Raw genomic sequence first — 22526 nt, forward strand, 5'->3', positions numbered from 1 at the left:
CACGACCGGCTCGTCGTGCTCCGAGGAGACGACCAGCTGCTTGATGTTGAGGATCAGGTCGGTGACGTCCTCCTTGACGCCCGGCACGGTGGTGAACTCGTGCAGAACGCCGTCGATACGGATGGACGTGACCGCCGCACCCGGGATCGAGGAGAGGAGCGTACGACGCAGGGAGTTGCCGAGGGTGTAGCCGAAGCCCGGCTCCAGCGGCTCGATCACGAACCGGGAGCGGAACTCGTCGACGACCTCTTCGGTCAACGAGGGACGCTGAGCGATCAGCATGTGTGGATCAGATCCTTCATTCGTGGACGCCCGCTATTTGACGCCCGACGGAAACCGCGCCCCTGAAAAGCGCGGGTACTGCAAGGGTACGGGCGGCACGGCCCGCAGGAGCCGTACCGCCCGGAAACCACTGCCCGGCAGCTGCCGGACGAAGCAGCCGTGCGTCAGACGCGGCGGCGCTTCGGCGGACGGCAGCCGTTGTGCGGGGTCGGGGTGACGTCCTGGATGGAGCCGACCTCGAGGCCCGTGGCCTGCAGGGAGCGGATCGCGGTCTCACGACCGGAGCCCGGGCCCTTGACGAACACGTCGACCTTGCGCATGCCGTGCTCCTGGGCGCGGCGGGCAGCCGACTCGGCGGCCATCTGCGCGGCGAACGGCGTGGACTTCCGGGAGCCCTTGAAGCCGACGTGGCCGGCGGAGGCCCAGGAGATCACGTTGCCGGACGGGTCCGTGATCGACACGATCGTGTTGTTGAACGTGCTCTTGATGTGCGCGTGGCCGTGAGCGACGTTCTTCTTTTCCTTGCGGCGCACCTTCTTGGCAGCGCCCTGACGTCCCTTGGGGGGCATCTACTAACTCCTACGGGAGGTGGTCGGTCCTACAGCGAAGACCGTGGACAGGTGTCCGCTGCGGACTACTTCTTGCCCGGCTTCTTCTTGCCGGCGATGGCGCGACGCGGGCCCTTGCGGGTACGGGCGTTGGTGCTGGTGCGCTGACCGCGGACGGGCAGACCGCGGCGGTGCCGCAGACCCTGGTAGCAGCCGATCTCCACCTTGCGGCGGATGTCGGCCTGGATCTCACGACGGAGGTCACCCTCGGTCCTGATGTTGTTGTCGACGTACTCGCGGATCGCGACGAGCTGCTCTTCGGTCAGGTCGCGAACGCGGGTGTTCGGGTCGACGCCGGTCGCAGCCAGCGTCTCCTGCGAGAGGGTCCGGCCAATGCCGAACACGTAGGTGAGGGCGACCTCCACGCGCTTTTCGCGCGGGATGTCAACACCGGAAACGCGTGCCATTCAATGGCTCCAGTTAACTACTCGGAGGTCTTCCACAGAACCGACTCCCAGCCGCCGTACGAGGTACGAACTGGGTCCCCGGCCTCCGAACCGGGGGTATCGAGCCATACGGCTCGGGCTCTGCGTATGAACTATTCAGCTTGCGTCGCGCGAATCTCTGCGTATAGGTGCAGAGGGTGCGGTCCTGCTTCAGCCCTGGCGCTGCTTGTGGCGCGGGTTCTCGCAGATGACCATGACCCGGCCGTGACGGCGGATCACCCTGCACTTGTCGCAGATCTTCTTGACGCTCGGCTTGACCTTCATGGGTGTGAGGTTCTCCGGGTCAGTGCCACCACCCCGCGAGCGCGGGATGCGACCCCCTGCGGATGCGGGGGGCGGGCAAGATCTACTTGTATCGGTAGACGATCCGGCCACGGGTCAGGTCGTACGGAGAAAGCTCCACCACGACCCGGTCGTCAGGGAGGATGCGGATGTAGTGCATACGCATCTTGCCGCTGATGTGTGCCAGGACCTGGTGGCCGTTCTGGAGCTCGACCTTGAACATGGCGTTCGGCAGAGACTCGACGACAGTGCCCTCGATCTCGATGGCACCTTGCTTCTTGGCCACGCTTCGCCCTTCGAATCGACTACCTTGATCGACTCCGTACGAGCGCATGCGGACATGCGGGTGCACGAGAGCCGACGAGTCAGTCTACGTCAGCGCACCAGGAAACACGAATCGGGGAAGTCTGCCCCACACCGGAGATCATTATGCGAGAGGGTCGGGAGCCGCGGTGACGCCGTACTCCGCGAGCTTGGCCTTGCCGCCGTCGGGAGCCGTGAGCACCAGGGGGCCCTGCTCGGTCAGGGCGACGGAGTGCTCCCAGTGCGAGGACCAGGTGCCGTCGGTGGTGATGACGGTCCAGTCGTCCTGGAGGACCTCGGTCCGCGGCGTGCCGAGCGAGACCATCGGCTCGATGGCCAGACAGAAACCGGGCACCAGCTTCGGGCCCTTGCCACGCCGCCGGTCGACGTAGTTCAGCAGGTGCGGGTCCATGTGCATCTCGGTGCCGATGCCGTGCCCGCCGTAGTCCTCGATGATCCCGTAGCGCCCGCCGCCCGGCTTGGGCTGCCGGCGGATGTACGTCTCGATCGCCCGCGAGACGTCCACGAGCCGGTGTCCCTGCTTCACGGCCGCGATCCCGGCCCACATGGACTCCTCGGTCACCCGGGACAGCTCGATCAGCTCCGGGGCGTGACCGGATCCCACGAAGACGGTGAACGCCGCGTCCCCGTGCCAGCCGTCCACGATCGCGCCGGCGTCGACGGAGATGATGTCGCCGTTCTTCAGGACCACCTCGTCGGAGGGGATGCCATGGACGACCACCTCGTTCACGGAGGTGCAGATGGTGGCGGGGAAGCCGCCGTAGCCCAGGAAGTTCGACTTCGCCCCGTGCTCGGCGAGGACCTTGCGCGCCACCTCGTCCAGGTCCTTCGTCGTGGCGCCCGGAACCGCCGCCTCACGGGTGGCCGCGTGCACGGCGGCGACGACCAGCCCCGCCTCACGCATCTTGGCGATCTGCTCGGGGGTCTTGATCTGCACCATGAGGGCTGCGGCCTTTCTGACCGGGGCTACGAATACCTTCAACGATACGGGGCCACGCCATCCGGCCGGTCCTGCGTGCGGGGAGGGGATCCGGCCCGTCCGGCGGGCGAAGAGGGGCCGACGGGGGCTCGGAGGCAGGGCCTCAAAGAGCCGGCGCCACCGGCACCGCCCACAGCTCGGCCGCGGCCCCCGGCAGGGGAACCGCGGCCGTGGCAGCGGCGACGACCACTGGTCTACTGGTCGGCGACCTTCTGCTTGAGCGCCTCCATCGCGCGCCCGGTGACCTCTTCCACCTTGCCGAGCGCCGAGATGGTGACCACCAGGCCCTGGGCCTTGTAGTAGTCGATGATCGGCTCGGTCTGCGTGTGGTAGACCTCCAGCCGCGTGCGGACGGTCTCCTCGGAGTCGTCGTCGCGCTGGTACAGCTCGCCGCCGCAGATGTCGCAGACGCCGTCCTGCTTCGCGGGCTTGTACGACACGTGGAAGACGTGCGACGAGTCGTTGCGGCACACGCGGCGGCCGGCGATGCGCTTGACGACCTCGTCCTCGGGGACCTCCAGGTCGAGCACCGCGTCGAGCTTCATGGACTCGGCCTTGAGCATCTCGTCCAGCGCCTCGGCCTGCGAGACATTGCGCGGGAAGCCGTCGAGCAGGAAGCCGCCTCGCGCGTCCGGCTGCTCCATGCGGTCCTTGGCCATCGCGATGGTGACCTCGTCCGGGACCAGGTTGCCCGCGTCCATGTAGGACTTCGCGAGCTTCCCGAGCTCCGTCTGGCGGCTGATGTTGGCGCGGAACAGGTCGCCCGTGGAGATGTGCGGGATCGACAGGTTCTTGGCGAGGAACGCGGCCTGCGTTCCCTTGCCTGCACCGGGCGGCCCGACGAGGACGATTCGCATCAGCGGAGGAACCCTTCGTAATTGCGCTGCTGGAGCTGGCTCTCGATCTGCTTCACCGTCTCGAGACCGACACCCACGATGATCAGGATGCTGGTCCCACCGAACGGGAAGTTCTGGCTCGCCCCGAAGCCAACCAACGCCATTGTCGGTACGAGAGCGATCAGACCCAGGTACAGCGAACCCGGCCAGGTGATCCGGTTGAGCACGTAGGAGAGATACTCAGCGGTGGGCCGACCGGCCCGGATGCCCGGGATGAAGCCACCATACTTCTTCATGTTGTCCGCGACTTCCTCGGGGTTGAATGAGATCGCCACGTAGAAGAACGCAAAGAAAACGATCAGGAGGAAGTACACGGTGATGTAGATCGGGTGGTCACCCTTGGTGAGGTTGTTCTGGACCCACGTCTTCCAGCTGGAGTTGCCGCCCGCGAACTGGGCCACCAGGCTCGGGATGTACAGCAGCGACGAGGCGAAGATCACAGGGATCACACCCGCCTGGTTGACCTTCAGCGGGATGTACGTGGACGTGCCGCCGTACGACCGGCGCCCGATCATGCGCTTCGCGTACTGCACGGGGATCCGTCGCTGGGCCTGCTCGACGAACACGACCAGACCGACCATGACGAGACCCACGAGGATCACGGTCGAGAACTCGATCCAGCCGCCGGCCAGCTTGCCCTGAATCTTGATCGTCCACAGCGCGCTCGGGAAGGTCGCGGCGATCGAGATGAACATCAGGATCGACATGCCGTTGCCGATACCACGGTCGGTGATGAGCTCACCGAGCCACATGACGACGCAGGTGCCCGCCGTCATCGTGATGACCATGGTGATGGTGGTGAAGATCGACTGGTCGGGCACGATCTGCGTCGCCACCGGGCAACCCTGGAACAGGGCGCCGCTGCGGGCGGTGGCCACCAGGCCCGTGCCCTGCAGGATGGCGAGCGCCACCGTCAGGTAGCGGGTGTACTGCGTGATCTTCGTCGTACCGGCCTGGCCCTCCTTCTTGAGGGCTTCGAGGCGCGGGATGACCACGGTCAGCAGCTGGAGAATGATGCTCGCCGTGATGTACGGCATGATGCCGAGCGCAAAAAGGGTGATCTGGAGCAGCGCCCCGCCGCTGAACATGTTGATCAGGCTGAACAGCCCACGGTTCGAGCTGGCCACTTCCATACAGGTCTGGACGCTCTTGTAGTCGACGCCGGGGATCGGGATGTGCGTACCGACCCGGTACACCACGATGATCGCGAGCGTGAAGAGCAGCTTCTTGCGCAGGTCGGGCGTCCTGAACGCCCGGGCGAACGCGGTGAGCACGGTGCCTCCTGCGACCCCCGCGCAACTGCGTCAAGGGTGACGGTCTTGAGATTCCGACGGAACGAACAACGACATGGGTAACGGACGACTGCCGTCCTGAGTGCCCGAAAGCGCGGCACCCTGTGAAAGTTGGCAGTGGAGGCCACCTTACCGGCGAGACTGCCCCCCTTGGAACGACCAACCGGGGATACCCCATATGTGGGATATCCCCGGTTGCGACCGTTCAGGTCATCGACACGCCCGAAAGATTCAGACGAGCTCGGTGACGGTACCGCCGGCAGCGGTGATCTTCTCCTTGGCGGAGCCGGAGACGGCATCGACCGTCACCTGCAGCGCCACGGAGATCTCGCCCTGGCCGAGGACCTTGACGAGGCTGTTCTTGCGAACGGCACCCTTGGCCACCAGACCCTCGACGGTGACCTCGCCACCCTCGGGGTAGAGCGCGGCCAGCTTGTCGAGGTTCACGACCTGGAACTCGGTCTTGAACGGGTTCTTGAAGCCCTTCAGCTTCGGGAGGCGCATGTGGAGGGGCATCTGCCCACCCTCGAAGCGCTCCGGAACCTGGTAACGGGCCTTGGTGCCCTTGGTACCACGACCGGCCGTCTTACCCTTCGACGCCTCACCACGACCGACACGGGTCTTGGCGGTCTTGGCGCCCGGGGCGGGACGGAGGTTGTGGATCTTGAGCGGGTTGTTCTCCGCCATGATCAGTCGACCTCCTCGACCGTCACGAGGTGGCGGACGGTGTGCACCATGCCGCGGAACTCGGGGCGGTCCTCCTTGACGACCTGCGTGTTGATGCCCTTGAGACCAAGGGACCGCAGGGTGTCGCGGTGGTTCTGCTTGCTGCCGATGTAGGACTTGACCTGCGTAATCTTGAGCTGCGCCATGATTACGCACCCGCCCCGGCACGCGCACGCAGCAGGGCCGCGGGAGCAATGTCCTCGAGCGGCAGACCACGGCGAGCCGCGATCTCCTCGGGACGCTGCAGACCCTTCAGGGCCGCCACGGTCGCATGCACGATGTTGATCGCGTTGTCGGAGCCGAGCGACTTCGACAGCACGTCGTGGATACCGGCGCACTCGAGCACGGCGCGCACCGGACCACCGGCGATCACACCGGTACCGGGCGACGCGGGCTTCAGGAGCACGACGCCGGCAGCCTTCTCACCCTGGATCGGGTGCGGGATGGTGCCCTGGATCCGGGGGACCTTGAAGAAGTGCTTCTTGGCCTCCTCAACACCCTTGGCGATGGCGGCCGGCACCTCCTTGGCCTTGCCGTATCCGACACCCACGGTGCCGTCACCGTCGCCCACCACGACCAGCGCGGTGAAGCTGAAGCGACGACCACCCTTCACAACCTTGGCGACGCGGTTGATCGCGACAACGCGCTCAACGTACGCGGTCTTCTCGGCGGCAGCAGCGCCGCCGTCACGGCCCTTCCGGTCCCGCCGCTCGCCGCCACCGGCACCGCCACCGCGGCGCTGGGGTCCAGCCATTGGATTTACCTCTCTCTTTTCCGCTAGCTACGGCGGCTCAGAACCTGAGCCCGGCCTCGCGGGCGGCGTCCGCCAGAGCGGCAATGCGCCCGGCGTACTGGTTGCCACCACGGTCGAACACGACAGCCTCGACACCGGCGGCCTTGGCACGCTCGGCGACCAGGGCGCCGACCTGCTTGGCCTGCGCCGACTTGTCGCCCTCGCCACCACGGACCGACGCGTCCAGCGTGGACGCGGAAGCCAGGGTGTGGCCCTTGAGGTCGTCGATCACCTGCGCCACGATGTGGCGGTTGGAGCGGGTCACGACCAGACGGGGACGCTCCGCCGTACCCGAGACCCGCTTGCGGATCCGGATGTGACGGCGCTTGATCGCGGCGCGCTTGTAGGCGTCGCCCTTGAGGATCTTCTGCCCGTATGCCATGGCTTACTTACCCGCCTTTCCGACCTTGCGGCGGATGACTTCGCCCTCGTACTTGACGCCCTTGGCCTTGTACGGGTCAGGCTTGCGCAGCTTGCGGATGTTGGCCGCAACCTCGCCGACCTTCTGCTTGTCGATGCCCTCGACCTGGAAACGGGTCGGGGTCTCCACCTTGAAGGTGATGCCCTCGGGGGCCTCGACCAGGATCGGGTGGCTGTAGCCGAGGGCGAACTCGAGGTTCGATCCCTTGGCGGTCACGCGGTAACCGACACCGCTGATCTCGAGCTTCTTCACGTAACCCTGGGTCACGCCGGTGATCATGTTCGCCACCAGCGTGCGGGACAGGCCGTGGAGGGCCTTGTTCTGACGCTCGTCGTTGGGGCGGGTCACCTGGAGGGTGCCGTCCTCGTTCTTGACGATCTCGATCGGCGTGACGAGGTTGTGGGTCAGCTCGCCCTTGGGGCCCTTGACCGAAACCGCGTTGCCGTCGATGGTGACGTCCACGCCGGCGGGAACCGCGATGGGGAGCTTGCCGATGCGCGACATAGCTGTTTCCTCCGTTCCCTTCCGTTACCAGACGTAGGCGAGGACTTCCCCACCCACGCCCTTCTTGCCGGCCTGCTTGTCGGTGAGGAGCCCGTGAGACGTGGAGATGATCGCCACGCCGAGGCCGCCGAGCACCTTCGGCAGGTTGGTGGACTTCGCGTAAACCCGGAGACCGGGCTTGGAGATCCGCTTGATGCCCGCGATGGAGCGCTCACGGTTCGGGCCGAACTTCAGCTCGAGGACGAGGTTCTTGCCGACCTCGGCGTCCTCGACACGCCAGCCCGTGATGAAGCCCTCCTGCTGGAGGATCTCCGCGATGTGAGACTTGATCTTCGATGCCGGCATCGTCACGGAGTCGTGGTACGCCGAGTTCGCATTCCGCAGACGCGTCAGCATGTCTGCGATCGGATCAGTCATGGTCATGAATTGGCCTTCGGCCTCTCTCGCCGGGGTTTCCTGGTGCGCCATCCCTCTCCCCGATCCGAGACGGGACGGGTGCGGCGCGGTGGACCTACGGCGTAGTAAGTCGTACGGGCGGCAGACGCCCAACCCCACAAGCCTAAGGCATGTGAGTTGGGTCGCCTGCCGACCCAGATGCTTACCGAGAGCCCGGTATCAACCCAACTGGGCTGTTACCAGGAGCTCTTGGTCACGCCCGGCAGCTCGCCACGGTGAGCCATCTCACGAAGGCACACGCGGCACAGGCCGAACTTGCGGTACACGGAGTGCGGACGGCCGCAGCGCTGGCAGCGGGTGTACGCGCGCACACCGAACTTGGGCTTGCGAGCAGCCTTGGCAATCAGAGCCTTCTTCGCCATCTCGCTCACGCCTCCTTGAACGGGAAGCCGAGGTGACGAAGGAGCGCACGGCCCTCAGCGTCGTTGGTCGCCGTGGTGACCACGGTGATGTCCATACCCCGGGTACGGTCGATCTTGTCCTGGTCGATCTCGTGGAACATGACCTGCTCCGTGAGACCGAAGGTGTAGTTGCCACGGCCGTCGAACTGCTTGGGGGACAGACCACGGAAGTCGCGGATGCGCGGCAGCGCGAGCGACAGGGTGCGGTCCAGGAACTCCCACATGCGGTCGCCACGGAGCGTGACGTGGGCACCGATCGGCTGACCCTCACGCAGCTTGAACTGCGCGATGGACTTGCGAGCCTTGGTGACGGCCGGCTTCTGACCGGTGATCGTGGTGAGGTCGCGGATGGCGCCCTCGATCAGCTTGGAGTCGCGGGCGGCGTCGCCCACACCCATGTTGACCACGATCTTGACGAGGCCCGGGATCTGCATGACGTTCTCGTACTTGAACTCGTCACGCAGCTTGCCCGCGATCTCGTCGCGGTACTTCTGCTTCAGACGCGGAGTGGTGGTGGTAGCCATCAGATGTCCTCACCCGTCCGCTTGGCAACGCGGATCTTGTTGCCGTTCTCGTCGAAGCGGTAGCCGACACGCGTGACGACCTTGTTGCCGTCCTTCTCCACGACCAGCTGAACGTTGGACACGTGGATCGGGGCCTCGGTGGTCACGATGCCGCCGGCCTGGGAGCCCCCAGCCGTCGGACCGGCCTTGGTGTGCTTCTTGACCCGGTTGACACCCTCGACCAGGACACGCTCGTCGCGCGGGTAAGCGGCAATGACCTTGCCCTGCTTGCCCTTGTCCTTGCCGGTGATGACCTGGACCAGGTCACCCTTCTTGATCTTCATGCTTACAGCACCTCCGGCGCGAGCGAGATGATCTTCATGAACTTCTTCTCGCGCAGCTCACGGCCGACGGGGCCGAAGATACGGGTGCCGCGAGGGTCGCCGTCGTTCTTCAGAATGACGGCGGCGTTCTCGTCGAAGCGGATGTACGAGCCGTCCGGACGGCGGCGCTCCTTGACGGTGCGAACGATGACCGCCTTGACGACGTCACCCTTCTTCACGTTGCCACCGGGGATCGCGTCCTTGACGGTGGCGACGATGACGTCACCGATGCCCGCGTAGCGGCGACCGGAGCCACCGAGCACACGGATGCAAAGGATTTCCTTCGCACCAGTGTTGTCGGCGACACGCAGTCGCGACTCCTGCTGGATCACGTCTATCTCCTGTTTGTCTGCCGGTTCCCCGGGGGCCGCTCAACGAGCGGCCCCCGGAGCCTGGCGGAACTGTCCTGCGAGGAATGCCTCGCAGGAGAATTACTTGGCCTTCTCGAGGATCTCGACGACGCGCCAGCGCTTGCTCGCGGACAGCGGCCGGGTCTCCATCAGGAGGACGCGGTCGCCGACACCCGCGGCGTTCTGCTCGTCGTGCGCCTTGAGCTTGTTCGTACGGCGGATGACCTTGCCGTACAGCGCGTGCTTGACACGGTCCTCGACAGCGACGACGACGGTCTTGTCCATCTTGTCGCTGACGACGAGACCCTCACGGGTCTTGCGGAAGCCGCGCGCCTCAGTGTTCTCAGTCACATTGTTCTCGCTCATCAGGCGTTCTCCACCGTTTCGATGCCCAGCTCACGCTCGCGCATCAGGGTGTAGATCCGCGCGATGTCCTTGCGGACCGCCTTCAGACGGCCGTGGTTCTCGAGCTGGCCCGTCGCCGCCTGGAAGCGGAGGTTGAACAGCTCTTCCTTGGCCTCGCGGAGCTTGCCCAGAAGCTCCTCGTTGCCCAGCTCGCGCAGCTCGGACGCCTTGGTACCGGCCGACATCACGCTTCACCTGCCTCGCGCTTGACGATCCGGCACTTCATCGGCAGCTTGTGGGCCGCACGGGTCAGCGCCTCACGGGCGATCTTCTCGTTGGGGTACGACAGCTCGAACATCACGCGTCCGGGCTTGACGTTGGCGATCCACCACTCCGGCGAACCCTTACCGGAACCCATGCGGGTCTCGGCGGGCTTCTTCGTGAGCGGACGGTCCGGGTAGATGTTGATCCAGACCTTGCCACCACGCTTGATGTGACGCGTCATGGCGATACGAGCGGCCTCGATCTGGCGGTTCGTCACATACGCCGGGGTGAGCGCCTGGATGCCGTACTCGCCGAACGCAACCGTCGTTCCACCCTTGGCAGCGCCATCGCGCTTCGGGTGGTGCTGCTTGCGGTGCTTGACCCTACGGGGGATCAGCATGTCGGTCAGGCCTCCGTTCCGGTGCTCTCAGCCGGAGCGGACGCGGGAGCCTCGGCCTTGGGGGCCTCGGCGCCGGCAGCCTGCTGCGGCTTGCGACCGCGCCGCTCGCCACCGCGGCCACCACGGGCCGGGCGGTCGGCACCACCGCGGGCCGGGCGGTTACCCGCACGGGCCGCAGCGTTCTCGGCGCGGACCTCGGCGATGTTCTTGACGTCGCCCTTGTAGATCCAGACCTTCACACCGATGCGGCCGAAGGTCGTCTTGGCCTCGAAGAAGCCGTAGTCCACGTTCGCACGGAGCGTGTGCAGGGGCACACGGCCCTCGCGGTAGAACTCCGAGCGGGACATCTCGGCGCCGCCGAGGCGGCCACCGCACTGGATCTTGATGCCCTTGGCGCCCGCCTTCATCGCCGACTGCATGCTCTTACGCATGGCGCGGCGGAAGGAGACGCGGGAGGAGAGCTGCTCGGCAACGGCCTGAGCAACCAGCTGAGCGTCGGTCTCGGGGTTCTTGACCTCGAGGATGTTCAGCTGGACCTGCTTGCCCGTGAGCTTCTCGAGGTCGCCGCGGATGCGGTCGGCCTCGGCGCCACGGCGGCCGATGACGATGCCCGGACGCGCGGTGTGGATGTCCACGCGAACGCGGTCACGGGTGCGCTCGATCTCCACCTTGGAGATGCCGGCGCGCTCCATGCCGGACGTCATCATCCGACGGATGGCGACGTCTTCCTTGACGTAGTCCTTGTACAGCTTGTCGGCGTACCAACGCGACTTGAAGTCGGTCGTGACACCGAGCCGGAACCCATGCGGGTTTACCTTCTGGCCCATTACCGGGTTCCTTCCTTGCTGCTGACGACCACGGTGATGTGGCTGGTCCGCTTGCGGATCCGGTAGGCACGGCCCTGGGCACGCGGACGGAACCGCTTCAGGGTCGGGCCCTCGTCGACGTAGGCCTCGGAAATGAAGAGGCTGTCGACATCGGCGTGGTCGTAGTTGTGCGCGGCGTTGGCAATGGCGCTGTCGAGCACCTTGCCGACCGGTACCGAGGCTGCCTGCGGAGCGAATCGCAGAACAGCCTGGGCCTCCGTGGCGTCCATGCCACGGATGAGGTCCACCACACGGCGGGCCTTCATGGGCGTGACGCGGATGTACCGCGCCTGGGCCCTGGCTTCCATGGTTGTCCCTTCAGAGTTACTTACGTGTCTGAATGCGATCCGCTATTAGCGGCGCTTCGACTTCCGGTCATCCTTGACGTGGCCCCGGAAGGTGCGCGTCGGCGAGAACTCGCCGAGCTTGTGGCCGACCATCGACTCGGTGACGAACACCGGGATGTGGGTCTTGCCGTTGTGCACCGCCAGCGTGTGGCCCAGCATGGCCGGGACGATCATCGAGCGGCGGGACCAGGTCTTGATGACGTTCTTGGTGCCGGCTTCGTTCTGGACATCCACCTTCTTCATGAGGTGGTCGTCGACGAAGGGCCCCTTCTTCAGGCTACGAGGCATCTCAACCCGTCCTTAGCGCTTCTTGTTCGTCTTGCGGCGGCGGACGATGTACTTGTTGCTCGCCTTCTTGGCGGAACGAGTACGGCCTTCCTTCTGACCCCACGGGGACACCGGGTGGCGACCACCGGAGGTACGGCCCTCACCACCACCGTGCGGGTGGTCGACAGGGTTCATGACCACACCACGCACGGTCGGGCGGACGCCCAGCCAGCGCTTGCGACCCGCCTTGCCCCAGTTGATGTTCGACTGCTCGGCGTTGCCGACCTCACCGATGGTGGCGCGGCAGCGCGCGTCCACCATGCGGATCTCGCCGGACGGCATACGGAGCGTCGCCATGGCGCCCTCACGCGCCAGCAGCTGCACGGAGGCACCTGCGGAGCGGGCCAGCTTGGCGCCGCCGCCCGGACGGAGCTCGATCGCGTGGATCGTCGTACCGACCGGGATGTTGCGGAGCGCCAGGTTGTTGCCCGGCTTGATGTCGGCCGCGGGGCCGTTCTCGACCCGGTCGCCCTGCGACAGGTTGCGCGGGGCGAGGATGTAGCGCTTCTCGCCGTCGGCGTAGTGCAGCAGCGCGATACGCGCGGTGCGGTTGGGGTCGTACTCGATGTGCGCGACCTTCGCCGGCACGCCGTCCTTGTCGTGACGACGGAAGTCGATCACGCGGTAGGCGCGCTTGTGTCCGCCACCCTGGTGGCGAACGGTCACACGACCGGCGTTGTTACGGCCGCCCTTGCTGTGCAGCGGGCGGACCAGCGACTTCTCCGGCGTGGACCGCGTGACCTCGACGAAGTCGGCGACGCTGGCGCCACGACGGCCCGGCGTAGTCGGCTTGTACTTGCGGATTCCCATTTCTCAGTCCTCGTCCGATATCGGACGATCCGGACCGCCCTTAGGCGGTCGGACCGCCGAAGATGTCGATACGGTCGCCCTCGGCGAGGGTCACGATCGCGCGCTTGCTGCCGGCACGCTGACCGAAACCGGTCTTCGTGCGCTTGCGCTTGCCCTGGCGGTTGATCGTGTTGACCCCGGTGACCTTGACCGAGAAGACCGCCTGCACGGCCTGCTTGATCTGGGTCTTGTTGGCACTCGGGTCGACGATGAACGTGTACTTGTTCTCGTCCAGGAGCGCGTAGCTCTTCTCCGACACGACCGGCTTCAGCAGGACGTCACGGGGGTCCGTGTACGACTTGCTCATCGGGGTGACGACGGTGTTCTTGCCCTCGGTGGCGTGGCGCTTCGCCTTGGCGACGCGCGCGACCTTGGCGGCCTTGGCGGCCTTCGAGGCAATGGCGGGGTGACGGATAGCCATCAGGCCTCGCTCCCTTCGGTGTCAGTGGCCTTCGGGCCGGACACGAAGGACTCGAAAGCGGCCTGGGTGAAGACCACGTCGTCGGAGACGATCACGTCGTACGTGTTCAGCTGGCCCGGCTCCAGGATGTGGACCTGGGGCAGGTTGCGGGCGGACAGCCACGCGGCCTCGTCGGCGCGCTCGACGACCAGGAGCAGGTTCTTGCGCTCCGAGATCTTGCCGAACAGCGTCCGGGCGGCCTTGGTGGAGGGGGTCTCGCCCTCGATCACGCCGGTGACGACGTGGATGCGGTTGTGGCGGGCCCGGTCGGTGAGGGCGTGACGCAGAGCGGCAGCCTTCATCTTCTTCGGGGTCCGCTGCGAGTAGTCACGCGGCACGGGACCGTGCACGACGCCACCACCGGCGAACTGCGGCGCGCGGGTCGAACCCTGACGGGCGCGGCCGGTGCCCTTCTGGCGGTACGGCTTCCTGCCACCACCACGGACCTCGGCACGGGTCTTGGTCTTGTGCGTGCCCTGACGGGCAGCCGCGTTCTGCGCGACGACGACCTGGTGGATCAGCGGAATGCTGACCTTCTCCACGCCGAAGATCTCCGCGGGGAGTTCGACGCTACCGGTCTTCTCGCCGGCAGGCGAAAGGATGTCAACAGTGCTCATCGGTTACCTCAGGCCCCCTTGGCCGCGGTGCGGACCAGGACGAGGCCGCCGTTCGGACCGGGAACCGCGCCCTTGATGAGCAGCAGACCCTTCTCCGCGTCAACGGCGTGGACGGTCAGGTTCTGGGTGGTGACGCGCTCGTTGCCCATGCGACCCGCCATGCGGACGCCCTTGAACACACGGCCCGGGGTGGCGCAGCCACCGATGGAACCGGGAGAGCGGTGCTTGCGCTGAACGCCGTGACCGGCGCCGAGGCCCTTGAAGTTGTGACGCTTCATGACACCGGCGAAGCCCTTGCCCTTGCTCTTGCCGGTGACGTCGACCTTCACGCCGGCCTCGAACACCTCAGCGGTGATCTCCTGGCCGAGGGTGTACTCGGCGGCATCCGACGTGCGGATCTCGACGAGGTGGCGACGCGGGGTGACGTCCGCCTTGGCGAAGTGGCCCTTGAGGGGCTTGTTCACCTTGCGCGGGTCGATCTCGCCGAAGGCGATCTGGACGGACTCGTAGCCGTCAGCGTCGTTCGTACGAACCTGGGTCACGACATTCGGTCCGGCCTTGACGACGGTCACGGGAACAACGCGGTTGTTCTCGTCCCAGACCTGCGTCATGCCGAGCTTCTCGCCCAGGATGCCCTTGATCTGCTTAGCCATTCTCAGATCACCGGCCTCAGAGCTTGATCTCGATGTCGACACCGGCCGGGAGGTCGAGTCGCATCAGAGAGTCAACGGTCTTGGGGGTCGGGTCGAGGATGTCGATCAGGCGCTTGTGCGTGCGCATCTCGAAGTGCTCGCGCGAGTCCTTGTACTTGTGCGGCGACTTGATGACGCAGTACACGTTCTTCTCAGTGGGCAGCGGCACCGGGCCCGCGACCGACGCACCAGTACGGGTCACCGTCTCGACGATCTTCTTCGCCGAAGAGTCGATGACCTCGTGGTCGTAGGCCTTGAGCCGGATGCGGATCTTCTGTCCCGCCATGGCTACTCCGTAGTCCTGTCTCTTCTTACGCTCTGGAACCCGGCGCTCCAGCCTTCTTCTCCGACCCACGCGGTCGGGCGTGTCGCACTCTCACTGACAAGAATGTCCCTTGTTCGAACATCCCTGACGGGGATTGCGCACGGCCCTGCCGGAACCGTGGGACCGAGGGCGGAAAAACCCACCGGGCGCCTGGCCGGTGTCGCACCCACACTTCCCGGAAGATTCCCGTACGTCCGCCCCAGCGCTGCCGTTAGGCAGTTAGGGCGACGAGTACTGTGGGACTCGCTTCCAGTCCTCCCGGCGGGAGGCGCGCAGCATCAACACTCGACCGAGCAACCCCGCTAGTCTGCCATACCAGGCGGGGGCCTGGCCAATCGAGCGGGGGAGAATACCCCGAGAGTGGCACACGTCAAACCGCGAACCGGCGTGTCCCGCCCCGGAGATCAGCTCCCGGAGGCATAGGGCACGAAGGCGGACCACGCGGCACGGGTCAGCGCCAGCCGGGGACCCTCGGCCTGCTTGGAGTCACGGACGTGCACGGCACTGGGTGTGACGGCCAGCTCGACACAGGAATTGCCGTCGTTGCCGCTGCTGTAGCTGCTCTTGAACCACGTCGGCTCGAAGGAGTCCCCGGCCGTGTACTTGCGGATCATGTTTCTCCCAGCAGTTGCTCGATATAAGCCAGCGACTCCCGAGGCGAGAGCGCTTGAGCCCGGATGGTGCCATACCGCAGCTCAAGGATGCGCAGGTGTTTGGGGTCGGAGGTCGGTCGACCATTGAACGCACCATCCGAGCGCCCGACTGCCGTGCCGTCTGCGAACTTCAGCAGTTCGATCTTGCCGTCCATGCCGGAGTGCGTCTCGCAGTTCAGCGGCATCACCTGGAGCACGACGTTGTGCAGTCGCCCCGCTTCCAGGAGACGATCGAGCTGTCGGCGCCGCACCATTGTGCCCCCGATGGGGCGCCGCAGGGCCGCCTCTTCCAGCACGAAGCTGATCGCGGGCGCGGGCGAACGCTCGAAGACCGAAGCGCGAGCCACGCGTGCGGCCACCATCCGTTCCACCTCGTCAGGAGAGTACGGGGGCTGCATCGCCTCGAAGAGCGCCTTCGCGTGGTCGGCGACCTGGAGAAGCCCGTTGATGCCGTTACTCTCGTAGATGCCGATCTCCACCGCCAGGGCCTCCAACTTGGCTAGCTCCCGGACCTTCTTCGGATACCGGACCCGCCGCACGTCCTCCCAGGTCGCCGCGATGAGTCCGCCCGCGTCCAGCACCTCGTCGGCCCGCACCAGGTAGTCCTGCCGTGGGATCCGCTTCCCGCCCTCGACCTTGTAGACCAGGTCCTCTCCGTACCCCACGGCCCTGCCGAACTCGGCGGCCCGCAGCCCCACGGCCTCCCTGCGCAGCTTCAGCTGCCGCCCCACGGTGGTGATGACGGCGACACCCCACTCGTCGTCCGGATCCACCTCCCACCCCGGCTCGTCCGCCTCGCCGCGGAGCTGCCCCGCCTCGCCGTCCACCGACATACCGCGCCCCTCCGTAGTCCCGCGCGTACCGCGACGCCCTACCTGTGGCAACGAGCCCGACAGCCCGGACAACACTGGACAACCCGCCGACAGTCACCACACGCAACCACTCGATCACCCCTCACGGTAGGCGCATTCGGCCACGCCGAGTGAGGTGATCCGAACATCGGGCGCGGGAACGCGAAGAGGCCCGTACGACCGGAGTCGTACGGGCCTCTTCAGGTCAGCGAGTGACCCTCAAGCAAGGGGTACTTACTTGACGATCTTGGTGACCTGGCCGGCGCCCACCGTGCGGCCACCCTCACGGATGGCGAACTTCAGGCCCTCTTCCATGGCGATGGGCTGGATGAGCTGCACCGACATCTCGGTGTTGTCACCCGGCATGACCATCTCGGTGCCCTCGGGGAGGGTCACGACGCCGGTCACGTCCGTCGTACGGAAGTAGAACTGCGGACGGTAGTTGTTGAAGAACGGCGTGTGGCGGCCACCCTCGTCCTTGGAGAGGATGTAGGCCTGCGCCTCGAACTCCGTGTGCGGCGTGACCGAGCCCGGCTTGATGATGACCTGGCCGCGCTCGACGTCCTCGCGCTTGATGCCACGGAGCAGCAGACCGACGTTCTCACCGGCCTGGCCCTCGTCGAGCAGCTTGCGGAACATCTCGATACCGGTGACCGTGGTGGTGGTCTTCTCGGTCTTGATGCCGATGATGTCGACGGTCTCGTTGACCTTGAGGATACCGCGCTCGATACGACCGGTGACGACGGTGCCACGACCGGTGATCGTGAAGACGTCCTCGATCGGCATCAGGAACGGCTTGTCGACGTCGCGCTCGGGCTGCGGGATCGACTCGTCGACGGCGGCCATCAGGCTGAGGACGGAGTCCACCCACTCCTTCTCGCCCTCGAGGGCCTTCAGAGCGGAGACCTTGACGACCGGAACGTCGTCGCCCGGGAACTCGTACTCGGTGAGGAGCTCACGGACCTCGAGCTCGACGAGCTCCAGGATCTCCTCGTCGTCCACCATGTCGGCCTTGTTCAGGGCGACGACGATGTACGGAACGCCGACCTGGCGGGCCAGGAGCACGTGCTCCTTGGTCTGCGGCATCGGGCCGTCGGTCGCGGCGACCACCAGGATCGCGCCGTCCATCTGGGCGGCACCGGTGATCATGTTCTTGATGTAGTCCGCGTGACCCGGGCAGTCGACGTGGGCGTAGTGACGCGACTCGGTCTGGTACTCGACGTGCGCGATGGAGATGGTGATACCGCGCTGGCGCTCCTCGGGCGCCTTGTCGATGTTGTCGAACGGGGTGGCCTCGTTCAGGTCCGGGTACGCGTCGTGCAGCACCTTGGTAATGGCGGCCGTGAGGGTCGTCTTACCGTGGTCGATGTGACCGATGGTGCCGATGTTGACGTGCGGCTTAGTCCGCTCGAACTTCGCCTTCGCCACTGGGGTCCTCCTGTGGAGTGGTTCTGTACGCCTTACTCATCGGCGCCAGGTGATCTTTGCTGGGGTGCCGCCCGCCGGGGTCCTTCTGGAGGAAGAACCCCCGGCGGTCGGTGTCAAGCCTAAAGCGTGTAAACGGGGTGCGTTACTCGCCCTTGGCCTTCGCGATGATCTCCTCGGCGACGTTCCGCGGAACCTCGGCGTAGGAGTCGAACTGCATCGAGTAGCTCGCGCGACCCGACGTCTTGCTGCGGAGGTCGCCGACGTAGCCGAACATCTCCGACAGCGGAACCAGGCCCTTCACGACACGGGCGCCGGCACGCTCCTCCATGGCCTGGATCTGGCCACGGCGGGAGTTGATGTCACCGATGACCTCACCCATGTAGTCCTCGGGCGTGGTGACCTCGACGGCCATCATCGGCTCGAGCAGCACAGGGCTGGCCTTACGGGCGGCCTCCTTGAAGGCCTGCGAACCAGCGATCTTGAACGCCAGCTCGGAGGAGTCGACCTCGTGGTAGCCACCGTCGAGCAGGATCACACGCACGCCGGTCATCTCGTAACCGGCGAGGATGCCGAACTGCATGGCCTCCTGAGCACCGGCGTCGACCGAAGGGATGTACTCCTTCGGGATACGGCCACCGGTCACCTTGTTCACGAACTCGTACGAGGTGTCGCCGGCCTCGAGCGGCTCGATGCCGATCTGCACCTTGGCGAACTGGCCGGTACCACCGGTCTGCTTCTTGTGCGTGTAGTCGATGCGCTCGACGGCCTTGCGGATCGTCTCGCGGTACGCGACCTGGGGCTTGCCGACGTTGGCCTCGACCTTGAACTCACGGCGCATACGGTCGACCAGCACCTCGAGGTGCAGCTCGCCCATGCCACCGATGATGGTCTGGCCGGTCTCCTGGTCCGAGTGGACCTGGAACGACGGGTCCTCCTCGGCCAGGCGCTGGATCGCGATGCCCAGCTTCTCCTGGTCGCCCTTCGACTTGGGCTCGATGGCGACCTGGATCACCGGCGCCGGGAAGTCCATGGACTCCAGGATCACCGGGGCCTTGTCGTCGCACAGCGTCTCGCCCGTCGTGGTCTGCTTCAGACCCATGACGGCGACGATGTCGCCGGCGCCCACCGACTCGATCTCCTCACGCTTGTTGGCGTGCATGCGGTAGATCTTGCCGATGCGCTCCTTCTTGCCCTTGACGGAGTTCAGCACCGAAGAGCCGGACTCCAGGCGGCCCGAGTACACCCGGACGAAGGTGAGCTTGCCGAGGTGCGGGTCGCTCATGATCTTGAACGCCAGCGCCGAGAGGGGCTCCTCGTCGGACGGCTTGCGCTTGACGATCTCCTCCGCGTTGTTGACGGCGTGGCCCTCGATGGCCTCGACGTCGAGCGGGGAGGGGAGGTAGCGCACGACCGCGTCGAGCAGGGGCTGAACGCCCTTGTTCTTGAACGCGGTGCCGCAGAACACCGGGGTGACGGTGGTGCCGGTGCCCTTGCCGGAGGCGATGGTGATACGACGGATCGCCGCGTACAGCTGCTCCACGGAAGGCTCCTCGCCCTCCAGGTACAGCTCCATCAGCTCCTCGTCGTTCTCCGCGACGGCCTCGAGCAGCTTGCCGCGCCACTCCTCGGCAGCCTCGGTGTGCGTGGCCGGGATGTCGACGGTGTCGTACATCTCGCCCTTGGTCGCCTCGGCCGACCAGACCAGGGCCTTCATCGTCACGAGGTCGATGACGCCCTTGAAGTCCGCCTCGGCACCGATCGGCAGCTGCATGACCAGCGGCTGCGCACCCAGACGGTCGGAGATCATGTCGACGCAGCGGTGGAACTCGGCACCGGTGCGGTCGAGCTTGTTGACGAAGCAGATACGCGGAACGCCGTAGCGGTCCGCCTGACGCCACACCGTCTCGGACTGGGGCTCAACGCCGGCGACGCCGTCGAACACCGTCACGGCACCGTCGAGCACACGCAGGGAACGCTCCACCTCGACCGTGAAGTCGACGTGGCCCGGCGTGTCGATGATGTTGATGGTGTGGTCGACGTCTTCCAGCGGCCAGTGGCAGGTGGTGGCAGCAGAGGTGATCGTGATGCCACGCTCCTGCTCCTGCTCCATCCAGTCCATGGTGGCAGCGCCGTCGTGGACCTCACCGATCTTGTAAGACACACCGGTGTAGAACAGGATCCGCTCGGTGGTGGTCGTCTTGCCCGCGTCGATGTGGGCCATGATCCCGATGTTGCGGACCTTGGCCAGGTCAAGTGAAGTGGTAGCCATAAGGCTTCAGTCTTCTCTCGGTCTCGATGTGGGTAGCGACTACCAGCGGTAGTGCGCGAAGGCCTTGTTGGACTCGGCCATCTTGTGCGTGTCCTCGCGCTTCTTGACGGCCGCACCGAGGCCGTTCGAAGCGTCGAGAAGTTCGTTGAGCAGACGCTCGGTCATGGTCTTCTCGCGACGGGCGCGGGAGTAGCCGACGAGCCAGCGCAGCGCGAGGGTGTTGGCGCGACCGGGCTTGACCTCGATCGGAACCTGGTACGTCGCACCACCGACACGGCGGGACTTGACCTCAAGGGTCGGCTTGATGTTCTCCAGCGCGCGCTTCAGCGTGATGATCGGGTCGTTGCCCGTCTTCTCACGCAGACCCTCCATGGCGCCGTACACGATGCGCTCGGCGGTGGAGCGCTTGCCGTTCAGCAGCACCTTGTTGATCAGGGAGGTCACCAGAGGAGAACCGTAGACCGGGTCGATGATGACCGGGCGCTTCGGGGCGGGGCCCTTACGAGGCATTCTTACTTCTCCTTCTTGGCGCCGTAACGGCTGCGAGCCTGCTTGCGGTTCTTGACACCCTGGGTGTCGAGCGAGCCGCGGATGATCTTGTAGCGAACACCCGGCAGGTCCTTCACACGGCCGCCGCGCACGAGCACGATGGAGTGCTCCTGCAGGTTGTGTCCCTCACCCGGAATGTAAGCAGTGACCTCGATGCCGCTGGTCAGACGCACACGCGCGACCTTGCGGAGGGCCGAGTTCGGCTTCTTCGGGGTAGTCGTGAACACACGCGTGCAGACGCCACGACGCTGAGGGGAACCCTCAAGTGCGGGCGTCTTGTTCTTCTCGACCTTGTCCTGCCGGCCCTTACGGACCAGCTGCTGGATCGTAGGCACTACTTCTCCGGTTTCTGTGTGCCGATAGGTACAGCTAACCTGGAACATCTCCGACCCACGCGGTCGGGTGTGTCGAATCCAGCAAACTCCCGCCGCGAGGCGAAAAGGGCGCAGATTACGGCGGCCGGTCAGAACTCTCTGTGCGGTTTGGAGGCACGCACGAGAGCCAGGGCACACCCCAGGCACAAGGTCTGAGCGTACCTACCGCACGGACTTCGGTCAAAACAAATGGAGTCCCCCGCGACACGCCGGTCGTTCCACCTCCTCACCTGGGATTCGTCCCGGTTGTCCCGGCGCTCCCCCAGAAGCGGCACGCGCCGTCGAGCAGCAGGTCGCCGGACGCCCCCGAGTCCTTCGGCCACCCTTGGCCGAAACCCGTGCTTCCCCGCCACGCGGTCTTGCGCTTTGAGTACGTTGATCCGTCCGCTCGGGCGCGAGAAATCGGGGGATGGGATGGCGACGACACCGAGGCCGCCAACGGCGTACTCACCGGACGACGGCGGCCTGGACGACCGGGTGCCCTTCCTGGCGCGCCTGGAGGCCGAGGACCGCTCGGCCCTGCTGGCGCTCGGCCGCGAGCTGACCTTCAGCCCGCGCATGGTGCTCGTGCACCAGCACGAGCCCTCGTCCCACGTCCTCTTCCTCGTACATGGCTGGACGAAGGTCACCGCCTCCGCGGCCAACGGCTACGAGGCGCTCCTCGCGCTGCGCGGGCCCGGCGACATCGTGGGCGAGTCGGCCGCGCTCACCGGCCGGCCGCGGTCGGCGACGGTGACCGCGCTGGAGCCGGTGCGGGCGACGGCCGTGGAGCACGAGCGGTTCAAGGACTTCCTGAACCGCTCCCCCGCCGTCTCGTTCGCCCTGCTGGGGCTGACCGCCGACCGCACCCGCGCGGCCGACCGGCGCCGGCTGGAGTTCGCGTCCATGAGCGTGCGCGAGCGCTTCGCGGTCCTGCTGCTGGACCTCGCCCGCACCCACGGCCGGCGCACCGCGGACGGCATCGAGCTGGCCGTACCGCTGAGCAAGCAGGAGCTGGCCGGATCGGTGGGCGCCTCACGAGAGATGGTGCAGCGGCTGCTGCGCGAACTGCGCGACAAGGAAGCCGTCGTGACGGGCCGCCGCACCCTGCTGATCCTGCGCCCCGACCTGCTGCGTCGTATCGCCGCCGCAGGACCCGCACTCGGCGTTCCCGCGCCGTCCGAGCCCCTGGAGGGGTGACGGGGGCCGTCCCGTCCTCGAAGAGGCGGGATCCCCGTCGTCCCGTCCGACGCTCTGTGCACACGGTCACACTCCGAGTGCGTCA

At 66.1% G+C, this 22526-nt stretch carries 35 protein-coding genes and 1 pseudogene; 1 reads left to right on the top strand and 35 read right to left on the bottom strand.

Features of this window, described 5'->3' with window-relative positions:
• From AB0L95_RS15120 to rpsL, 35 genes and pseudogenes are all read right to left on the bottom strand, one after another.
• A pseudogene (locus tag AB0L95_RS15120) lies at positions 1-282 on the bottom strand (DNA-directed RNA polymerase subunit alpha); the annotation flags it as partial.
• A gap of 164 nt (positions 283-446) precedes the next feature.
• Positions 447-851, bottom strand: coding sequence for a 30S ribosomal protein S11 (gene rpsK, locus AB0L95_RS15125; RefSeq protein WP_003956432.1), 405 nt, complete (start codon positions 849-851; stop codon positions 447-449).
• Positions 852-916: 65 nt separating this feature from the next.
• Positions 917-1297: a 30S ribosomal protein S13 gene (rpsM, locus tag AB0L95_RS15130; protein WP_365161918.1), complete on the bottom strand. Its 381-nt coding sequence runs from the start codon at positions 1295-1297 to the stop codon at positions 917-919.
• A gap of 189 nt (positions 1298-1486) precedes the next feature.
• Positions 1487-1600, bottom strand: coding sequence for a 50S ribosomal protein L36 (rpmJ, locus tag AB0L95_RS15135; RefSeq protein WP_003998809.1), 114 nt, complete (start codon positions 1598-1600; stop codon positions 1487-1489).
• A gap of 82 nt (positions 1601-1682) precedes the next feature.
• Complete coding sequence (infA, locus tag AB0L95_RS15140; protein ID WP_003948620.1) at positions 1683-1904, bottom strand: translation initiation factor IF-1; 222 nt, start codon at positions 1902-1904, stop codon at positions 1683-1685.
• A gap of 141 nt (positions 1905-2045) precedes the next feature.
• Positions 2046-2882, bottom strand: a complete 837-nt coding sequence (gene map / locus AB0L95_RS15145) for a type I methionyl aminopeptidase (protein WP_365161920.1) — start codon at positions 2880-2882, stop codon at positions 2046-2048.
• Between the two features lie 233 nt (positions 2883-3115).
• On the bottom strand, positions 3116-3778 hold the full coding sequence (locus tag AB0L95_RS15150; RefSeq protein ID WP_365161922.1) for an adenylate kinase: 663 nt from the start codon (positions 3776-3778) through the stop codon (positions 3116-3118).
• Positions 3778-5091 carry a preprotein translocase subunit SecY gene (gene secY / locus AB0L95_RS15155; RefSeq protein WP_365161924.1) on the bottom strand — a complete coding sequence of 438 codons (1314 nt, stop codon included), beginning with the start codon at positions 5089-5091 and terminating at the stop codon, positions 3778-3780. Before secY ends, AB0L95_RS15150 begins: the two co-directional genes overlap by 1 nt.
• Before the next feature lie 249 nt (positions 5092-5340).
• Positions 5341-5796 (bottom strand): 50S ribosomal protein L15, encoded by a 456-nt coding sequence (gene rplO, locus AB0L95_RS15160; RefSeq protein ID WP_003974249.1) that lies wholly within the window; start codon positions 5794-5796, stop codon positions 5341-5343.
• A gap of 2 nt (positions 5797-5798) precedes the next feature.
• A complete protein-coding gene (rpmD, locus tag AB0L95_RS15165) occupies positions 5799-5981 on the bottom strand; it encodes a 50S ribosomal protein L30 (protein WP_003974250.1) in 183 nt (60 codons plus the stop codon).
• Positions 5982-5983: 2 nt separating this feature from the next.
• Positions 5984-6589: a 30S ribosomal protein S5 gene (rpsE, locus tag AB0L95_RS15170; protein WP_365161927.1), complete on the bottom strand. Its 606-nt coding sequence runs from the start codon at positions 6587-6589 to the stop codon at positions 5984-5986.
• 37 nt (positions 6590-6626) lie between these two features.
• Positions 6627-7010: a 50S ribosomal protein L18 gene (gene rplR, locus AB0L95_RS15175; RefSeq protein WP_365161929.1), complete on the bottom strand. Its 384-nt coding sequence runs from the start codon at positions 7008-7010 to the stop codon at positions 6627-6629.
• 3 nt (positions 7011-7013) lie between these two features.
• On the bottom strand, positions 7014-7553 hold the full coding sequence (gene rplF, locus AB0L95_RS15180) for a 50S ribosomal protein L6 (RefSeq protein ID WP_365161931.1): 540 nt from the start codon (positions 7551-7553) through the stop codon (positions 7014-7016).
• A gap of 24 nt (positions 7554-7577) precedes the next feature.
• Positions 7578-7976, bottom strand: coding sequence for a 30S ribosomal protein S8 (rpsH, locus tag AB0L95_RS15185; protein ID WP_030046382.1), 399 nt, complete (start codon positions 7974-7976; stop codon positions 7578-7580).
• A gap of 209 nt (positions 7977-8185) precedes the next feature.
• On the bottom strand, positions 8186-8371 hold the full coding sequence (locus AB0L95_RS15190) for a type Z 30S ribosomal protein S14 (protein ID WP_003956452.1): 186 nt from the start codon (positions 8369-8371) through the stop codon (positions 8186-8188).
• Positions 8372-8376: 5 nt separating this feature from the next.
• Positions 8377-8934: a 50S ribosomal protein L5 gene (rplE, locus tag AB0L95_RS15195; protein ID WP_365161933.1), complete on the bottom strand. Its 558-nt coding sequence runs from the start codon at positions 8932-8934 to the stop codon at positions 8377-8379.
• Complete coding sequence (rplX, locus tag AB0L95_RS15200; protein ID WP_365161935.1) at positions 8934-9257, bottom strand: 50S ribosomal protein L24; 324 nt, start codon at positions 9255-9257, stop codon at positions 8934-8936. The genes rplE and rplX overlap by 1 nt, the downstream gene beginning before the upstream one ends.
• 2 nt (positions 9258-9259) lie before the next feature.
• Complete coding sequence (rplN, locus tag AB0L95_RS15205; protein ID WP_003998823.1) at positions 9260-9628, bottom strand: 50S ribosomal protein L14; 369 nt, start codon at positions 9626-9628, stop codon at positions 9260-9262.
• 99 nt (positions 9629-9727) lie between these two features.
• The gene (gene rpsQ, locus AB0L95_RS15210) at positions 9728-10012 is read right to left on the bottom strand and encodes a 30S ribosomal protein S17 (RefSeq protein ID WP_263231444.1); all 285 of its coding nucleotides are present in this window, start codon (positions 10010-10012) and stop codon (positions 9728-9730) included.
• Entirely contained in the window at positions 10012-10236 is a 225-nt protein-coding gene (gene rpmC, locus AB0L95_RS15215; RefSeq protein ID WP_018564811.1) for a 50S ribosomal protein L29, read from the bottom strand. The genes rpsQ and rpmC overlap by 1 nt, the downstream gene beginning before the upstream one ends.
• Positions 10236-10655: a 50S ribosomal protein L16 gene (gene rplP, locus AB0L95_RS15220; protein WP_103837549.1), complete on the bottom strand. Its 420-nt coding sequence runs from the start codon at positions 10653-10655 to the stop codon at positions 10236-10238. The genes rpmC and rplP overlap by 1 nt, the downstream gene beginning before the upstream one ends.
• Positions 10656-10660: 5 nt before the next feature.
• Positions 10661-11482: a 30S ribosomal protein S3 gene (rpsC, locus tag AB0L95_RS15225; protein WP_003998826.1), complete on the bottom strand. Its 822-nt coding sequence runs from the start codon at positions 11480-11482 to the stop codon at positions 10661-10663.
• Positions 11482-11829 carry a 50S ribosomal protein L22 gene (gene rplV, locus AB0L95_RS15230; RefSeq protein ID WP_365161938.1) on the bottom strand — a complete coding sequence of 116 codons (348 nt, stop codon included), beginning with the start codon at positions 11827-11829 and terminating at the stop codon, positions 11482-11484. The genes rpsC and rplV overlap by 1 nt, the downstream gene beginning before the upstream one ends.
• A 45-nt stretch (positions 11830-11874) precedes the next feature.
• Entirely contained in the window at positions 11875-12156 is a 282-nt protein-coding gene (gene rpsS, locus AB0L95_RS15235; protein ID WP_311696773.1) for a 30S ribosomal protein S19, read from the bottom strand.
• A 12-nt stretch (positions 12157-12168) separates the two neighbouring features.
• Positions 12169-13005 carry a 50S ribosomal protein L2 gene (gene rplB / locus AB0L95_RS15240; protein ID WP_311696774.1) on the bottom strand — a complete coding sequence of 279 codons (837 nt, stop codon included), beginning with the start codon at positions 13003-13005 and terminating at the stop codon, positions 12169-12171.
• A gap of 40 nt (positions 13006-13045) precedes the next feature.
• Positions 13046-13465, bottom strand: a complete 420-nt coding sequence (gene rplW, locus AB0L95_RS15245; RefSeq protein WP_365161941.1) for a 50S ribosomal protein L23 — start codon at positions 13463-13465, stop codon at positions 13046-13048.
• A complete protein-coding gene (rplD, locus tag AB0L95_RS15250; RefSeq protein ID WP_365161942.1) occupies positions 13465-14121 on the bottom strand; it encodes a 50S ribosomal protein L4 in 657 nt (218 codons plus the stop codon). Before rplD ends, rplW begins: the two co-directional genes overlap by 1 nt.
• An 8-nt stretch (positions 14122-14129) precedes the next feature.
• Positions 14130-14774 carry a 50S ribosomal protein L3 gene (gene rplC, locus AB0L95_RS15255; protein WP_365161944.1) on the bottom strand — a complete coding sequence of 215 codons (645 nt, stop codon included), beginning with the start codon at positions 14772-14774 and terminating at the stop codon, positions 14130-14132.
• A 16-nt stretch (positions 14775-14790) separates the two neighbouring features.
• Positions 14791-15099: a 30S ribosomal protein S10 gene (rpsJ, locus tag AB0L95_RS15260; protein ID WP_003948644.1), complete on the bottom strand. Its 309-nt coding sequence runs from the start codon at positions 15097-15099 to the stop codon at positions 14791-14793.
• Between the two features lie 443 nt (positions 15100-15542).
• Complete coding sequence (locus AB0L95_RS15265; protein WP_365161945.1) at positions 15543-15752, bottom strand: DUF397 domain-containing protein; 210 nt, start codon at positions 15750-15752, stop codon at positions 15543-15545.
• Complete coding sequence (locus AB0L95_RS15270; protein WP_365161947.1) at positions 15749-16624, bottom strand: helix-turn-helix transcriptional regulator; 876 nt, start codon at positions 16622-16624, stop codon at positions 15749-15751. The genes AB0L95_RS15265 and AB0L95_RS15270 overlap by 4 nt, the downstream gene beginning before the upstream one ends.
• Before the next feature lie 252 nt (positions 16625-16876).
• Positions 16877-18070, bottom strand: a complete 1194-nt coding sequence (tuf, locus tag AB0L95_RS15275) for an elongation factor Tu (RefSeq protein ID WP_365161949.1) — start codon at positions 18068-18070, stop codon at positions 16877-16879.
• A gap of 142 nt (positions 18071-18212) precedes the next feature.
• Positions 18213-20339, bottom strand: a complete 2127-nt coding sequence (fusA, locus tag AB0L95_RS15280; protein ID WP_365161951.1) for an elongation factor G — start codon at positions 20337-20339, stop codon at positions 18213-18215.
• A gap of 39 nt (positions 20340-20378) precedes the next feature.
• A complete protein-coding gene (gene rpsG, locus AB0L95_RS15285; protein ID WP_003992340.1) occupies positions 20379-20849 on the bottom strand; it encodes a 30S ribosomal protein S7 in 471 nt (156 codons plus the stop codon).
• Positions 20850-20851: 2 nt separating this feature from the next.
• On the bottom strand, positions 20852-21223 hold the full coding sequence (rpsL, locus tag AB0L95_RS15290) for a 30S ribosomal protein S12 (protein ID WP_003948652.1): 372 nt from the start codon (positions 21221-21223) through the stop codon (positions 20852-20854).
• A 453-nt stretch (positions 21224-21676) separates the two neighbouring features.
• Here rpsL and AB0L95_RS15295 point away from each other — a divergent pair, with 453 nt between their 5' ends.
• Positions 21677-22441 carry a Crp/Fnr family transcriptional regulator gene (locus AB0L95_RS15295; protein WP_365161953.1) on the top strand — a complete coding sequence of 255 codons (765 nt, stop codon included), beginning with the start codon at positions 21677-21679 and terminating at the stop codon, positions 22439-22441.
• Positions 22442-22526 lie beyond the last annotated feature (85 nt).

This window comes from Streptomyces sp. NPDC052036, from assembly GCF_040680495.1.
Classification (GTDB): domain Bacteria; phylum Actinomycetota; class Actinomycetes; order Streptomycetales; family Streptomycetaceae; genus Streptomyces.

Coding starts and splice junctions, on each gene's coding strand:
- rpsK (WP_003956432.1), bottom strand. CDS start 851: ATGCCCCCCAAGGGACGTCAGGGCGCTGCCAAGAAGGTGCGCCGCAAG.
- rpsM (WP_365161918.1), bottom strand. CDS start 1,297: ATGGCACGCGTTTCCGGTGTTGACATCCCGCGCGAAAAGCGCGTGGAG.
- rpmJ (WP_003998809.1), bottom strand. CDS start 1,600: ATGAAGGTCAAGCCGAGCGTCAAGAAGATCTGCGACAAGTGCAGGGTG.
- map (WP_365161920.1), bottom strand. CDS start 2,882: ATGGTGCAGATCAAGACCCCCGAGCAGATCGCCAAGATGCGTGAGGCG.
- AB0L95_RS15150 (WP_365161922.1), bottom strand. CDS start 3,778: ATGCGAATCGTCCTCGTCGGGCCGCCCGGTGCAGGCAAGGGAACGCAG.
- rplO (WP_003974249.1), bottom strand. CDS start 5,796: ATGGCGGAGAACAACCCGCTCAAGATCCACAACCTCCGTCCCGCCCCG.
- rpmD (WP_003974250.1), bottom strand. CDS start 5,981: ATGGCGCAGCTCAAGATTACGCAGGTCAAGTCCTACATCGGCAGCAAG.
- rpsE (WP_365161927.1), bottom strand. CDS start 6,589: ATGGCTGGACCCCAGCGCCGCGGTGGCGGTGCCGGTGGCGGCGAGCGG.
- rplR (WP_365161929.1), bottom strand. CDS start 7,010: ATGGCATACGGGCAGAAGATCCTCAAGGGCGACGCCTACAAGCGCGCC.
- rplF (WP_365161931.1), bottom strand. CDS start 7,553: ATGTCGCGCATCGGCAAGCTCCCCATCGCGGTTCCCGCCGGCGTGGAC.
- rpsH (WP_030046382.1), bottom strand. CDS start 7,976: ATGACCATGACTGATCCGATCGCAGACATGCTGACGCGTCTGCGGAAT.
- AB0L95_RS15190 (WP_003956452.1), bottom strand. CDS start 8,371: ATGGCGAAGAAGGCTCTGATTGCCAAGGCTGCTCGCAAGCCCAAGTTC.
- rplE (WP_365161933.1), bottom strand. CDS start 8,934: ATGGCTACCACCACCACTCCGCGTCTGAAGCAGAAGTACCGCGACGAG.
- rplX (WP_365161935.1), bottom strand. CDS start 9,257: ATGAAGATCAAGAAGGGTGACCTGGTCCAGGTCATCACCGGCAAGGAC.
- rpsQ (WP_263231444.1), bottom strand. CDS start 10,012: ATGAGCGAGAACAATGTGACTGAGAACACTGAGGCGCGCGGCTTCCGC.
- rpmC (WP_018564811.1), bottom strand. CDS start 10,236: ATGTCGGCCGGTACCAAGGCGTCCGAGCTGCGCGAGCTGGGCAACGAG.
- rplP (WP_103837549.1), bottom strand. CDS start 10,655: ATGCTGATCCCCCGTAGGGTCAAGCACCGCAAGCAGCACCACCCGAAG.
- rpsC (WP_003998826.1), bottom strand. CDS start 11,482: ATGGGCCAGAAGGTAAACCCGCATGGGTTCCGGCTCGGTGTCACGACC.
- rplV (WP_365161938.1), bottom strand. CDS start 11,829: ATGGAAGCCAGGGCCCAGGCGCGGTACATCCGCGTCACGCCCATGAAG.
- rpsS (WP_311696773.1), bottom strand. CDS start 12,156: ATGCCTCGTAGCCTGAAGAAGGGGCCCTTCGTCGACGACCACCTCATG.
- rplB (WP_311696774.1), bottom strand. CDS start 13,005: ATGGGAATCCGCAAGTACAAGCCGACTACGCCGGGCCGTCGTGGCGCC.
- rplW (WP_365161941.1), bottom strand. CDS start 13,465: ATGGCTATCCGTCACCCCGCCATTGCCTCGAAGGCCGCCAAGGCCGCC.
- rplD (WP_365161942.1), bottom strand. CDS start 14,121: ATGAGCACTGTTGACATCCTTTCGCCTGCCGGCGAGAAGACCGGTAGC.
- rplC (WP_365161944.1), bottom strand. CDS start 14,774: ATGGCTAAGCAGATCAAGGGCATCCTGGGCGAGAAGCTCGGCATGACG.
- rpsJ (WP_003948644.1), bottom strand. CDS start 15,099: ATGGCGGGACAGAAGATCCGCATCCGGCTCAAGGCCTACGACCACGAG.
- AB0L95_RS15265 (WP_365161945.1), bottom strand. CDS start 15,752: ATGATCCGCAAGTACACGGCCGGGGACTCCTTCGAGCCGACGTGGTTC.
- AB0L95_RS15270 (WP_365161947.1), bottom strand. CDS start 16,624: ATGTCGGTGGACGGCGAGGCGGGGCAGCTCCGCGGCGAGGCGGACGAG.
- fusA (WP_365161951.1), bottom strand. CDS start 20,339: ATGGCTACCACTTCACTTGACCTGGCCAAGGTCCGCAACATCGGGATC.
- rpsG (WP_003992340.1), bottom strand. CDS start 20,849: ATGCCTCGTAAGGGCCCCGCCCCGAAGCGCCCGGTCATCATCGACCCG.
- AB0L95_RS15295 (WP_365161953.1), top strand. CDS start 21,677: ATGGCGACGACACCGAGGCCGCCAACGGCGTACTCACCGGACGACGGC.